Origin of the sequence: Microcoleus sp. EPA2 (assembly GCA_020882975.1) — a bacterium.
GTDB lineage: Bacteria > Cyanobacteriota > Cyanobacteriia > Cyanobacteriales > Microcoleaceae > Microcoleus.
In genome coordinates this window covers 22,536-34,751 of the sequence record JAHRFD010000042.1, presented here as the reverse complement: position 1 = coordinate 34,751, position 12,216 = coordinate 22,536, and the positions used below count along the sequence as shown (strand labels likewise).

The window sequence follows — 12,216 nt, the reverse complement described above, 5'->3', positions numbered from 1 at the left end:
TTAAGGGCGATCGCCCAAAACCCAAAATCTCAGAAACCGGGTTTTTGCCCAAATCTCCGACTGTAACTAAGGATTCTCAAAAAAACCCGGTTTCTCGCCACACCTCAAATAATTCCGAATCGAAAATTGTCGCATATTCCCGTCGTCAAAGTTCTCGCCCTAACCCGAAAGTCCGATGTTTTGCAGATATCTAATTTTATCAAATTTAAGGGCGATCGCCCAAAACCCAAAATCTCAGAAACCGGGTTTTTGCCCAAATCTCCGACTGTAACTAAGGATTCTCAAAAAAACCCGGTTTCTCGCCACACCTCAAATAATTCCGAATCGAAAATCGAAAATTGTCGCACATTCCCGTCGCCAAAATCCTCGCCCTAACCCGCAAGTCCGCCGGGGGTTGAAAACCCCCGTCTCATAGCGAAAGTCCTCTAAAAGAGGACTGAAAAGCCAATTCAATAAACAAAGGTCGATCGCACATTTCCAAATTCCCGATTATTCACTGTGCCGTTCTGGCTTTTGCTTGTTTCAGAGCACTTAACAAGCGATCGGCATTTTTGGGCGATCGCAGCAGGTAGACTGTCTCTATTAAGCTTGCCAATTCGTCAGCGGCAATTAAGGCTACGTTTTCGCCGTCTTTGCGGGTGATGATGATGGCATCGCGATCGCTGATGACTTGTTCGCAAAGTTCATCAAGATTCGCCTGAGCTTCAGTATAGGTTACTTGGGTTTGTGTGAGTGACATAGTTTTTGACTTCCCAATACTAAGAATATTATAAGGGCGATCGGGCCTCTTTTTTTATGTTGGGGAATAGTTAGTTTTGACATATTCTTTTAGTACGGGCCCAAGGGTGAAAAATGTGCGTGAAGCGTAGCTATCCCGTAGGGAATCGCCCTCCGGGATTTTTTCAACTAATGAACGCCGTCCCAAGGATTGCATCACTTTCAAAAAGTGCGATCGAGATAATTGCAGATTCTCTGGCACTTTTGAGATGGAAACTGGCGCGGTTTCACTCGCCAGCCATGACATTACCTGTTTTTCTGACTCGGATAAGCGATTAAATGGCTGATGCAATAAAGATTCTAAATCGCCTAAAAATAGTGGATCGTCAGACAAAAATTCCGAGAGGCTGCCGTTAAATAAATCTTGAATCATTGTCGCAACTATTTTCAACCACAAGGGATTGCCTCTGTATTGTTCAATTAGTTCTGACCATTTTGCATCTTCAGTTAAACCTTTTTCTCTGAGGATTTCCCCCGCTTCTGCACCTAAACCATTGAGTTGTAATGAGCGAATTGGCTGATTTTTCCCTTCTAATGCGGCGATTTCTCTGGGTTTTTCCCAACTGAGCAACACTAAACAACTATTGTGAGATAATTCGGCTACTTGTCTGAATAGTGTGCCGTAATCTTCATATCCAGGTTTATAATTGCCAGCGAGTTGTCCGCTGCTATTTATCATTTGTACGTCATCGAGTATCAGCAGACAGCGGTATTTTTGCAAGTATTCTAGTAGGGGCAATCCCCCTGTGGTTGCCCCTTCTTCTGGGGAGGGGGCGGGCACGGGGGCTGGGGCGGGCACGGGGGCACCGCCCCTACCGAAGGCGGGCACGGGGGAGGGGGCGGGCACGGGGGCTGGGGCGGGCACGGGGGCACCGCCCCTACGGAAGAATTGAATTATATTTTTTTGAAGTATTGACAGGGGTGGAGATGTGGCGAGACTTCGCCAGATGACGAAATCAAATTCATGTTTGATTTGTTCGACAAGTTGGGCGGCGATCGCGGTTTTGCCAATGCCGACTATGCCTAGTATGGCGAGTAGGCGGGTGTTTTCGTGGAGAATCCACTGTTTGAGGGTGGTGAGTTCGGATGTGCGATCGTCAAAGGTGAAGATTTTGGGTGCGTCGCTTAAGTCTAGGTGGGATTGAGTTGGGGTTTGTTGGAGGTTTGAGGTAGATGCGGGCGATCGATTATTCATAACTTCTGAGTCTTGTATATTACCAGTGCAAAAATTAATATTACTAACATTTATAAATTCTTTTTTAAAGTTGGATGAACTAATAGATAAATAAGACCTTTGTAAAGTGCGGCGTAAATTAGATTTATTAACTTCTTGACCTAAAGCATTAGAGAGAATTTGCCATAATTCCGAGGCGACATTTCTTACATGACCTTCGGTACAATGTTCTTCTTCGGCAATTTCGCTATATTTCTGACCATCCAAGGTTCCTTTCAAAATGGTCTCTTGCAGACGATCTATATGTTTACCAGTCTCGGAAAAAAATAGACTATCTGTAAACTGTAATACATCTTTTACGTCCATTGCTCTGATTTGTCAAGGATTTATATTATATTATCACAAATATCTGACATTTGATGACATTAGCAATAGTCGATGACATTGGCTGATATTTGGGGTGACTAAATTAGTTACTTTTTCTGACAGATTGTAATTTGCATTTTTAAGATTTTAGTTAAATAATATTAATACAAAGTGTTCAAAGGTTAGTTGTTTAAATAGGAGACAATAATTCATGGTAAAACCAGCACAATTTAGTAAAATAGCGATGGCTGCCTTAGTTGGTAGTGCAGTTATTTTTTCTCACACTCAGCCAGCGGATGCTGCCTGGTTAAGAAAAGACACTTATCTGGGTAGCCTTTCGACAGGAGACAATTGTAATTATTGGAAAGCGCAAGGAAAACAATGTTTGCCTTCACCTCCTAAGGATAGGAACAAGCTCTGTCAATGGAAACATCGTGGTGTCAGCAATGTATGGGGCCAGTCTGTTTGGTTTAGCTTTGACACAAAATGTTACAGTTGGCGATGGATTTGGCAGTAATTTTACCGTCATCTTGTCGCGGCTCACATTCTTATGTTTGTTAGTTTGTCAAGATATACGCCAATATCTATAAGGCAGAAGAAGTTCCTACTACGAACGTAGGCTTCCAGTAGGAACTCTTTGTGCCTAGTTAATTTTACTGTTTAATTAAGGTAAAATGAAATATATATTAAGGCTTTTTTCTCGGCTTTATCGCAAGCTAAACTCAGGTTTTACTCTAGTAGAGCTGTTAGTCGTTATCATCATTATAGGTATTCTCGCTACTATATCTCTGGGAGCCATGTTTAAATTTATAAATAAAGCTAAACAAGTAGAGGGAATTACTTACGTTAATACTTGTCAGAAAAAACAACTAGCTTACTATGCTGAAAATACTCAGTTTACAGAGTCTCTAGAACTACTGGGATTGCCAAAGGAAACCAATAATTACATCTTCAAAGTAGATATATTTCCTCCCAAGCCTGAAGACGGTAATCAAACATTAGCTTGTTGTATGGCTGGGGAAAAGGGAGGTAGTAAAGAAACGGTGTTTATGTGTGCATCATCTGGTGGCTAAAGTGCTTGTCATATAGGAGCGATCGCCCTTCCCTTACTTAGAGTGCGATATTTGGTATAATGAAACAATCCCGATCGCAGACAGCCAAATGGAATCTCTACCCAATAACTGGGCGGATATTCAGCCAGACATCATATATCAAACGCTGGCTGATATGCTAGTATCTTTTAGCAAAAAGCAAATCCGCCTCGGCAAGAGATACGATCAAAACAATAAACATCTCAAAGCGATTCAAAATGGTAGAGTACCGCCCGATGGCAGTATAGGTCTTATTCCTTCTGAAGAAGAAGGATACGATCCGATCTCAAATCTAAGGTGTTAGGAGAAGGCGGAGATTACCGCTATCACGCAAAGTTTATTGAGGGAGTTTTACACTTTTCTGGTGTCAAGACAAGTCATTAAGGGACAATTAAGCTGATGAATGCCGTAACTTTGACAAATCACCAAATTTGGGATGAACTTGCTCAACTATTAGCACCGATCGCCCTAAATCACCTAATCGAGAAACATCTAGAATCCTGCAATTACAAAATACGCGGTTATTGGGATAGTAATAAGTTTTATGAAGAGATTGCTTTTATTCATCCAATCTATGCTGAGTTAATCGGGCGATCGCTCGGCACAAATATTATCAACAACCATCCCACCTCGCACTGGATTAAACTGAAATTTTTACTCAAAGCCGATCTATCTGCGGTTGAAAACAACCTGGTTAGCGATGATGGCGATGATGAAATTGGTGAACTGACTCTGATTTTAGATACTAATCTCAAAGTGATTGATGAAAACTGGTCGCTCGATATCGAATCTCGTTTTGTTGTTGCTAAGATTTAGCCAGATTTGCAGCATTCTGCCTAAAGTGCGATCGCCTTAAGAATGTAAAAAGCACTTGAAGCAATACGACAAAATTTAAATTGAGAGCGAGAAGGTATTTTATGGATAGAGCTAAACGCCAACGCTTAGAAGCAGCAGGATGGACTATCGGGACAGCAGAAGAATTTCTCGGACTTTCACCAGAAGAAACAGCTAAATCACTTACAACAAATACGATCGTTAACGATAAACTTAAGAACATATTGACAGAATTACGATCGCACTTCGAGCAAATCTACGACAGCCGCCTTGTCACCATGGTACTCTACGGTTCCCAGGCGCGAGGTGATGCAGACCCCGACTCAGATATAGATGTTTTAGTAGTTCTCAAAGCGCCAGTTCAAGCCGGGGTCGAAATTGATAGAACTCTTCAGATTGTAGCAGATTTGTCGCTCCAAAATGATGAAGTGATTAGCTGCCAGTTTATGAATGAAGAAAAATTCACTAATTATCAAGGCCCTTTGCTCAGAAATATCCGTAAAGAGGGAATTTTAATATGACATCCGCTCAATTAAACTTACTCCTCAAAGCCCGTCAAAGCCTTGCAGCGGCCAAGTTAATGTTAGATGGCGAATACCCGGATTATGCAGCCTCTCGCGCCTACTACACGATGTTTTATATCGCCGAAGCATTTTTAGAAGGTGAAGGACTATCTTTTTCTAAACATTCCGCAGTCATTAGTGCATTTGGTCGAGAATTTGCTCGTACAGGAAGAGTTCCTGTTAAGTTTCACCAATACCTCATCAGAGCTCAGGAATTGCGAAATGCTGGAGATTATGGCGAACTTGATGCTGTTATGAGCGAGCAAGCCGCAGATTCGATCGCCCAAGCTGAAGAATTTCTCGAATTAGCCCAAAATGCGATCGGTATTTTACCGCCACTCTAAAACAGAATACTCATGGGGGCTAGAAACCGGGTTTTTTACGAAAATTTTTGCTTCTCACCCGCAGATTAGGTAAAAAACCCGGTTTCTTTAGTCGGAGTGCATAAGTCCTGTAAAACCAGAACTCCGCCCCTACAAATTAATGACCGCCAGCCGCCCCAGCCGCCCGTTTAAAGGCCTCATCCAACACTTCCGAAAGTGTCGGGTGAGTGTGTACTCGGAATGCTAAAGTATTCACAGAATCCCGTTGCGCGATCGCATTTGCCGCCTCTTGAATCAAATCGGAAGCGTGCAAACCGAAAATGTGAACACCCAACAATTCCCCCGTATCCTTCCGGTAAATCACCTTAGCAGTACCGTCGGTTTCCCCTTCAGCAATCGCCTTAGAATTTCCCTTAAAATAAGTCTTGACAGAAGCTACCTCAAACCCTTCGGTTTTTCCTAACTCCTTCGCTGCGGGTTCCGTCATCCCGACATAGCTAATTTCCGGGTGAGTAAAGGCCGCTGCTGGGATGCTCAAATAGTCCACTTCTCGATCGCGCCCGCAGATATTTTCCACGGCCGCAATGCCCTGAGCAGACGCAGAGTGAGCTAACATCATCTTGCCATTGACATCGCCGATCGCCCACAAATGCTTGACCGGTTCTCCCCCAGCCAAAACCTGCATCTTATCGTTAACTGGAATATAACCGCGCATCGTTTCCACGCCCGCAGTTTCTAAGCCCAAATTCTTACTGACAGGAACTCGGCCAGTTGCTACCAAACAAGCATCTACTTCCAAAACTTCGACAATTTCCTTAGTTTTGAAATCAGCTAATTCAATAATGACCGGCGAACCAGGAGTAATCTTCTTCGCCAAAACACCCACTTTTGTTTCAATATCACGGGGTGTAATTAATACCCGTTCTGCTAACTTAGCAATATCTGGGTCGAAAGTTGGCATTAATTGATCTAAGGCCTCAATCATCGTGACTTCACAGCCCAATGCAGTGTAAATATCGGAAAATTCCAAACCGATATAGCCACTACCAATAATTGCGATCCACTTCGGTAGCGATTCCAATCTGACAGCATCATCGCTAGTAAATACAGTTTTGCCATCAATTTCTATCCCTGGAGGAACAAAAGGAATTGAACCGGGAGCGAGAATAATATCCTTGGCGGTAATCGTTTTTTCGCCTTTATCGGTTTCGATGGTGATTTTTTGAGAACCGGCGATTTTTCCCCAGCCTTGGATGGTATCGACATTCAAACGCTTGAGGCTGTTGGTCAAGTCGCCCCGCAGTTTGCTGACAATGGTGTTAGCATGATTGGCGATCGCTCCTCGATCGAAATCCACACTCCCCAACTGAATACCCAAAGTCTTCAAATGGTGAGCATTGCGCAAATCCCGCACCCGCCCCGCAGCCGCCAGCAGCGCCTTAGAGGGAATACAGCCGCGGTTGACACAAGTTCCGCCCATGTCGCCCGCTTCGATAATTGCCACTTTCAGCCCGCAGCTAACGGCGTGGATGGCCGCGCCGTGTCCGCCGACGCCGGCGCCGATAATTGCTAAATCGTAATCAAATCCCTGAGTCACCTGATTCTCCTAGTGTTATTTCTATCTGAGGACTTAAGCAAAAATACAGTATTTTCGTGATTTAAAGCTGGTACATGGCGATCGCAATCCTGTAATAGCAGTGATCTTTGCATCAGTCCCGATCCTTATTTTCGACTAGACTAGGGTTAATTAGACAACTTTCCCCAGTAACTGAAGATTTTTAGTCCTGGACGCCTAAATACCAAAACACCCTCCCGTACCTGAAGCGCTTACCAGTGTCAAAGGCTACAATGCAGTATTTGCGGAAAAAAAACCGGTTTCTGCATCGAGGACTAATTTTTGACAGTTGATGGTTTTGAGTTGGGTATGTATGTATAAATTCTCAAGTAAGCGGGGCTGAAGCTAAATAGGGTTGGAGAGTCGCATTGTCTGGTAGGACTTCTGGATTCGGTGATTGCCTTTTTTGGCTTCCCTTGTTGATTTTAATCTCGTTTTTGGGTCTAATTTTTGTAAGGCTTGGCATCTCGCAGAGTTTGTTTGCAAATTTACGGTCAAATTGGAGTGGTTTATGATGGAAGACTATGACCAGAAAGATTCACGCCGGGCCTCGGCTCAATCATTTTTTGAGTCTCTTGATGAATTGTTCGATTATATAGAAGCCAGCAGCAGTCCAGCCGCAGAAACTCAGTCTCCGGCTGTCGCTTCCAAGTCTTCTAGTGAGCCCAAGCAGCCTAAACCTGCAAAAATTAATTTGTCGGATTTTGAAGATGCGATCGCCGATTTAGAACAGTTTATCCAGAACAAGCGGCGATCGCGGCCGGAATCTAAGCAATAGCAGAATTTCCGAACCGCCGCGAAGATGGCTATACTATCTAGTTGCTTTCTTTTTGAGCTTTGACTGCTGCTGGGGTAATCGGCTCGATCGCACTTCTATGGCTCTATGGTCGATCGCACCCAAAGGCATTTCCACTTCCTCAACATCGTGGCGGAACTTCACCGCAATGTCAGCACCATTAATAATCGCCCCCAACAACCGCGGGGATTTACTCGACTCTTCGTCATCAGATTCGAGCAACTGATCGGCAGCTTCCGACAACATACTCGATAGAGTATAACCAGGCCGCGCCACCAAAATCATACCGTCAGTGTAAGGTTCCAGGGTGAGGGCGTCATTGCACTCGCTCAAAGCCGGAGAGTCCACCACCACAAAATCGAAGCGATTGCGAACATCCTGAAACAATCTGCGCATTTCGCTGGATTCGAGTACCCCCGCAGCCTGGGGCAAAAAGCCCGGACTCGGTATGACGTATAGGTTTTCGACATTGGGTACTAAACGGACACACTCGCTGATATTGCCGTAATAGTGTAAAGGTTCTACAGCCGCCAGAGGATCGATCGCGATTTGCAGACATTCAATGTGAGAAGCCTCGCGCAAATCTGCTTCAATTAACAAAGTCCGTTTGCCCGATCGAGCTGAGGCAATAGCCAAATTGTAAGCGCTAAAAGTTTTTCCCTCCTGAGCCGCGGCGGAAGTTAGCAACACCACCTTCACCGGTTTGTTACCAATCCGGCGTAAATTACTGCGCAACCGCTCGTAAAATTCTAAATAGGGCGAATTGGCATCCAGGGCGATCGGCATCTCCAAGCCGTAGGAATCAAGGATAGACACTTCCGGTAACACACCCAATATTGCCACTTCCTTTTCCGCCAAAGCCGCCCGTACCTCTTCCCAACTATAAAACTTGCCGTTGAGCATCCCCAGCAAAAATATCAATCCGCCGCCCAGCAGCAATCCCACAAAGCCTCCCACCGCCAGCATCACCGGCAAACCTCTCTTGGTGGACTCAACATCATCAGTTTTTGGCAATTGGGCAATTGTCAAACTACCTGTAGTCTCGGCTACCGCCGCTTCAGCATCTACCAAAGCCGACTGCATTTTATCGTAAAGAGCTTTTTTGAACCCGACTTGCTGGGCTAAACGGGCTTGTTCTAATTGCTTATTAGGAATTGTGGCGTGTTGTCGGCGCAATTCTTGTTCTGTTTTCTCCACTCCTTTGATTTGCTGTTGCACAACTTCTTTTTGTGTTTGCAAAGCAATCAAATTTTGAGCTAACTGTTGTCTGGCGGGATCTAAGGCAGAATCTACTCGAATTCGATCGGCACTTTGGAGTGGAGCACTGACACCCTTACCGCCTAGCACCTCCGATTGTCGCTGCTGCAATTGTTGGTCAAAAGCTTGTTTTTGTTTGACCAATTCTACAATTTTCGGGTGTTCTTCCTGCAAGTCGCTGCGGAGAATTTTGAGCTGAGATTCGAGGGAAAAAATTTGCACTCGCAGTTGGCCAATAATCGGATCGGCAGAGAGTGCTTGAGAGACGTAAGCTTGATCCACATTTAATCCCAAGCGATTTTGCAAGCTGTTGATTTGAGCTTCAATTGCTCCTAGCTGCACTCGCAGTTGTCGTTGCTGCTGTTCGCTATTGGTGATTGCTTGGGGCAAAGTACCGCTCTGAGCTGCTAAAATAGAGGTTTGTTCTCGTTTTTCATAGGCTTCGAGTTTTTCCTCTGTCTCTCTGAGTTCTTGAGTGACTTTTGGCAAACGCTTGTTAATTTGGACTATGGTTTCTCGCAGTCGGGAAGTATTAATGGTTTGGCTGCGATCTACCATTTCTGTCATCAATATCTCTGCTACTTTTTCGGCTTTTTTGCGATCGGCATTTTTGTATAAAACTTGAATCAAAGCGCTGGGGTCATTATTCTTACTCGGCATCTTTACCTGCACGTTTTTTGCCAGCTTGGCAGTCAACTCTTCTATTTCTTTTGCCGCTTCTTCCTTCTTTATTTTTGCGCCGGATTTTTTTTCTGGTGCTTGGAGCAGTTTTTGTGCTGCTCCTTCAAGCACTTTTTTATCCAGCAACATATCTTTAGTTATTTCTTGTCCTTCCTGTTGAATTTTAGTAGTAGTCGCTGAAAAAATCACTGTTGGGCGGCGGTAGGCGAGCATACCTGATGCTACGTAAATCGGCCGCGGAGTTGGCTGGACGGCCACTACTCCCGAAACGCCCACAGTCACAGCTAAAGTAGCCAATCCCACCCATTTGTATTGGTCGAAAGCAATTAAATAACGTTTAACAACTGATAAAGTCATAGTGATTATTGACTACTGTGGAATATTGGTTATTGGTTATTGGTTATTTGTTATTGGTTAACTAATTGCGATTATTTGTAGGTACGAACAAATTTGTCACCCCATTTCTCAATTGTTCAAAAAACAAAATAAAGCCCAAAAGATCGCGAAATGGTCGAGTAAAACTATTGATGGCAAAACCAACTCGCTCTACCAGATTCCTACCAATCACTATCACGTCATTATCTTGCAACATTGGATTCTGAGAAAGATTTCCCTCCAAAGCAGCTTTAGCATCTATCTTGCGGTTGACAGCTCGACCTTGCTTTAGGTCAAACCGAATCAAGGCAATGTTCCGCATATCCGCAAGATTTACAGGCAAGTTATTGAGAGCATCCAAAAAGGTACTACCATTTTCTATGTAGAAAGAGGTCAAACCACCACTAGCGTAACTCAAAACTCGAACGTAGATCCGGGGTTTGATTAAGGTAGAGCGCGAAACCAAAGTCTGGTCGTAGTCCAGATTTTTCCGAGTAGCATCCAGTTCGGGAATAATAATCGCATCTCCAGAAGCTAGGGGGAAATCAAACAAGTCCCTAGCCCTTGCTAGGGGAGTGTAGAGGTCGATGGGTTCTTCTACAGATGTGCCGTTGGTCAGTGTCCGTCGCACTCGTACCGCCCGCAAATCAGCTTTTGTCGTTGCTCCCCCCGCAGCCACCAAAGCGGCAGAAATTCGCCCACCACCGGCCGGAAGCGTGTAAAAACCTGGTTTGCTGACTTCTCCGGTGACAGTGACTTGGACAGGGGTACTGGCTGCTGCGAGGCTGTACCTGGATGCTAAATCTTGATCGGATTTGCGATCGGGGGTAGTTTGTTGATAAGGTATGACGATCGCATCTCCATCCTCTAAACGCAAATCTGGGGGAGAAACACCAGTTTGCAACGGTGTCAAAATGTCAACTATTTGCTCGGCAATAGCGCCGGAGGGCAGTGTCCGCCGCACCCGCACCGCCCGCAGTTGGGCAGTCGGAGTCGTACCGCTGGCTGCTGCTAGGGCTGCGGGAATTTGGGGGGTTTGCAAGGGATAAAAACCGGGTCTGGCAACTTCTCCTGTGACTGTCACGACTACAGGGCGCTGAACTAGCAGGGATGCGAAGACTTGGGGATTTTTCAGAAATTGGGCTAAACGTTCGCGCAGGCGCTGCTGTGTTTGTTCCACCGTCAGGCCGCGTACATTTACAGTGCCTATCAGTGGCATGATAATTATGCCTTCGGGGCTGATAGCACCTGTAAAATTGAGCTCTGGGAAGCGCTGAACTTGAATTGCAATCTGGTCTCCTGGGCCTAGTCGGTAGGGTCGATTGCGGAAGGCGGGGTTGATGTCGGTGTTAGGTCTTGCTGGTGGCGGTGTGGGTACTGGTAGTGGCGGGCGATCGAGCAATTCGGAACTAGGAATCACAGGTTGTGCTAAAGTCTGTTGAGGAAAAACTTTGGCATTGAAACCCCAAAATATAGTTGTAAAAAATAGAGTCCAAGCAGTTGAATAAAGACCTGTCAGGGAAAAAGCGACATAATTTTTATTCATTTTAAAATGTCTATAATTCATTTAAATTATTTTTGATAAATTGTATTTTCCCCTGAACCATTCCCTTCCCCATCCCCCCTTGGGGGGCAGGGGGGGGTGGAGGTTGCCCGATTTTTTCAAAAAGTTTCTGCCATTAATTTAGCCTGCACAATTTCACCCAGAGATTTGAGGATGGGTTCAGCTATTTTAATGTCTGTATCCGGTTCAATGGGAACAATGATGCACACAGCTACCCAGGAGGCGCGACGATTTAACAGTCTCGCCATGCTGTCTTCCCAAAACCAGCTACTTGTTGCGGGAGAACCCCCGTTTTGCCAAGCGTACCATTGTAAGACCGCAAAGGTGTGTTGGGCAGTCCGGCTGCGGAAAAACCTGGCTTTGATGGTTGTAGTCTTGGCGTTTGGTACTGGGTTTAAATTAACTATAAACTGCAAAGTGCGATCGGCATCTATTTGCCACCGATGAAATCCTTTGATATCCAGCCATTCCACCTGGGGCTGGTCTTTGGGGCCATTTTGAGGCAACATTAATAAAATTGCCATTGTTTGAGGATTTTTAATTTCTTGAACTAACCACTTGTGACCGCCAATTAGTACGTTATTCTGCACCCGGATTACTTCCCAGCCGGGAAGTGTCAACCCATTTTGACGTAAAGTTTTTAATTGCTTGAGGTTGGTCACTTCGGGCGGGTTTGTCCAGGGCCACCTTCCCGTGCTATAGCCCGGAATTGCTACGGCCCCAACCAGTACGAGTAAAAACATAATTACGATAATTTTAAATAACTGGTATCGCCTTAGTAGTTTGCGTGCTGAAATCAT

Annotated in this window: 13 protein-coding genes and 1 pseudogene; 8 read left to right on the top strand and 6 right to left on the bottom strand. The window is 44.9% G+C overall.

Annotation, left to right across the window (positions count from 1 at the left end):
* A partial coding sequence (locus AAFP14_RS24300) for a hypothetical protein (protein WP_341734756.1) occupies positions 1-194 on the top strand: 194 nt, incomplete at its 5' end.
* A gap of 299 nt (positions 195-493) precedes the next feature.
* On the opposite strand, the gene AAFP14_RS24295 is transcribed toward AAFP14_RS24300, so the two are convergent.
* A complete protein-coding gene (locus AAFP14_RS24295) occupies positions 494-739 on the bottom strand; it encodes a type II toxin-antitoxin system Phd/YefM family antitoxin (protein WP_341734755.1) in 246 nt (81 codons plus the stop codon).
* Between the two features lie 54 nt (positions 740-793).
* On the bottom strand, positions 794-2,317 hold the full coding sequence (locus AAFP14_RS24290) for a helix-turn-helix domain-containing protein (RefSeq protein WP_341734754.1): 1,524 nt from the start codon (positions 2,315-2,317) through the stop codon (positions 794-796).
* 674 nt (positions 2,318-2,991) lie between these two features.
* On the opposite strand from AAFP14_RS24290, the pseudogene AAFP14_RS24285 reads away from it, so the two are divergent.
* The 6 genes and pseudogenes from AAFP14_RS24285 to AAFP14_RS24260 form a co-directional block, all read left to right on the top strand.
* A pseudogene (locus tag AAFP14_RS24285) lies at positions 2,992-3,099 on the top strand (prepilin-type N-terminal cleavage/methylation domain-containing protein); the annotation flags it as partial.
* 15 nt (positions 3,100-3,114) lie between these two features.
* Positions 3,115-3,390, top strand: a complete 276-nt coding sequence (locus AAFP14_RS24280) for a type IV pilin-like G/H family protein (RefSeq protein ID WP_341734758.1) — start codon at positions 3,115-3,117, stop codon at positions 3,388-3,390.
* An 88-nt stretch (positions 3,391-3,478) separates the two neighbouring features.
* Positions 3,479-3,712, top strand: a complete 234-nt coding sequence (locus AAFP14_RS24275) for a hypothetical protein (protein WP_341734753.1) — start codon at positions 3,479-3,481, stop codon at positions 3,710-3,712.
* A 95-nt stretch (positions 3,713-3,807) separates the two neighbouring features.
* A complete protein-coding gene (locus AAFP14_RS24270) occupies positions 3,808-4,224 on the top strand; it encodes a hypothetical protein (RefSeq protein WP_341734752.1) in 417 nt (138 codons plus the stop codon).
* Positions 4,225-4,325: 101 nt separating this feature from the next.
* Positions 4,326-4,763, top strand: a complete 438-nt coding sequence (locus tag AAFP14_RS24265; RefSeq protein ID WP_341734751.1) for a nucleotidyltransferase domain-containing protein — start codon at positions 4,326-4,328, stop codon at positions 4,761-4,763.
* Positions 4,760-5,149 carry a HEPN domain-containing protein gene (locus tag AAFP14_RS24260; RefSeq protein ID WP_341734750.1) on the top strand — a complete coding sequence of 130 codons (390 nt, stop codon included), beginning with the start codon at positions 4,760-4,762 and terminating at the stop codon, positions 5,147-5,149. Before AAFP14_RS24265 ends, AAFP14_RS24260 begins: the two co-directional genes overlap by 4 nt.
* A 136-nt stretch (positions 5,150-5,285) precedes the next feature.
* On the opposite strand, the gene lpdA is transcribed toward AAFP14_RS24260, so the two are convergent.
* Positions 5,286-6,725: a dihydrolipoyl dehydrogenase gene (lpdA, locus tag AAFP14_RS24255; RefSeq protein ID WP_341734749.1), complete on the bottom strand. Its 1,440-nt coding sequence runs from the start codon at positions 6,723-6,725 to the stop codon at positions 5,286-5,288.
* A gap of 529 nt (positions 6,726-7,254) precedes the next feature.
* Between lpdA and AAFP14_RS24250 the strand changes: the two genes are divergently transcribed.
* Positions 7,255-7,521 (top strand): hypothetical protein, encoded by a 267-nt coding sequence (locus AAFP14_RS24250; protein ID WP_341734748.1) that lies wholly within the window; start codon positions 7,255-7,257, stop codon positions 7,519-7,521.
* Positions 7,522-7,554: 33 nt separating this feature from the next.
* On the opposite strand, the gene AAFP14_RS24245 is transcribed toward AAFP14_RS24250, so the two are convergent.
* From AAFP14_RS24245 to AAFP14_RS24235, 3 genes are all read right to left on the bottom strand, one after another.
* Positions 7,555-9,834 carry a GumC family protein gene (locus tag AAFP14_RS24245; protein WP_341734747.1) on the bottom strand — a complete coding sequence of 760 codons (2,280 nt, stop codon included), beginning with the start codon at positions 9,832-9,834 and terminating at the stop codon, positions 7,555-7,557.
* A gap of 61 nt (positions 9,835-9,895) precedes the next feature.
* Positions 9,896-11,398 carry a polysaccharide biosynthesis/export family protein gene (locus tag AAFP14_RS24240; protein ID WP_341734746.1) on the bottom strand — a complete coding sequence of 501 codons (1,503 nt, stop codon included), beginning with the start codon at positions 11,396-11,398 and terminating at the stop codon, positions 9,896-9,898.
* Between the two features lie 116 nt (positions 11,399-11,514).
* Positions 11,515-12,216, bottom strand: a complete 702-nt coding sequence (locus AAFP14_RS24235) for a cyanoexosortase B system-associated protein (RefSeq protein WP_341734745.1) — start codon at positions 12,214-12,216, stop codon at positions 11,515-11,517.

What these genes read in the sequence shown, in the direction of transcription:
- AAFP14_RS24295 (WP_341734755.1), bottom strand. Translation starts at nt 739, where the DNA reads ATGTCACTCACACAAACCCAAGTAACCTATACTGAAGCTCAGGCGAAT.
- AAFP14_RS24290 (WP_341734754.1), bottom strand. Translation starts at nt 2,317, where the DNA reads ATGGACGTAAAAGATGTATTACAGTTTACAGATAGTCTATTTTTTTCC.
- AAFP14_RS24280 (WP_341734758.1), top strand. Translation starts at nt 3,115, where the DNA reads ATGTTTAAATTTATAAATAAAGCTAAACAAGTAGAGGGAATTACTTAC.
- AAFP14_RS24275 (WP_341734753.1), top strand. Translation starts at nt 3,479, where the DNA reads ATGGAATCTCTACCCAATAACTGGGCGGATATTCAGCCAGACATCATA.
- AAFP14_RS24270 (WP_341734752.1), top strand. Translation starts at nt 3,808, where the DNA reads ATGAATGCCGTAACTTTGACAAATCACCAAATTTGGGATGAACTTGCT.
- AAFP14_RS24265 (WP_341734751.1), top strand. Translation starts at nt 4,326, where the DNA reads ATGGATAGAGCTAAACGCCAACGCTTAGAAGCAGCAGGATGGACTATC.
- AAFP14_RS24260 (WP_341734750.1), top strand. Translation starts at nt 4,760, where the DNA reads ATGACATCCGCTCAATTAAACTTACTCCTCAAAGCCCGTCAAAGCCTT.
- AAFP14_RS24250 (WP_341734748.1), top strand. Translation starts at nt 7,255, where the DNA reads ATGATGGAAGACTATGACCAGAAAGATTCACGCCGGGCCTCGGCTCAA.
- AAFP14_RS24245 (WP_341734747.1), bottom strand. Translation starts at nt 9,834, where the DNA reads ATGACTTTATCAGTTGTTAAACGTTATTTAATTGCTTTCGACCAATAC.
- AAFP14_RS24240 (WP_341734746.1), bottom strand. Translation starts at nt 11,398, where the DNA reads ATGAATAAAAATTATGTCGCTTTTTCCCTGACAGGTCTTTATTCAACT.
- AAFP14_RS24235 (WP_341734745.1), bottom strand. Translation starts at nt 12,216, where the DNA reads ATGATTTCAGCACGCAAACTACTAAGGCGATACCAGTTATTTAAAATT.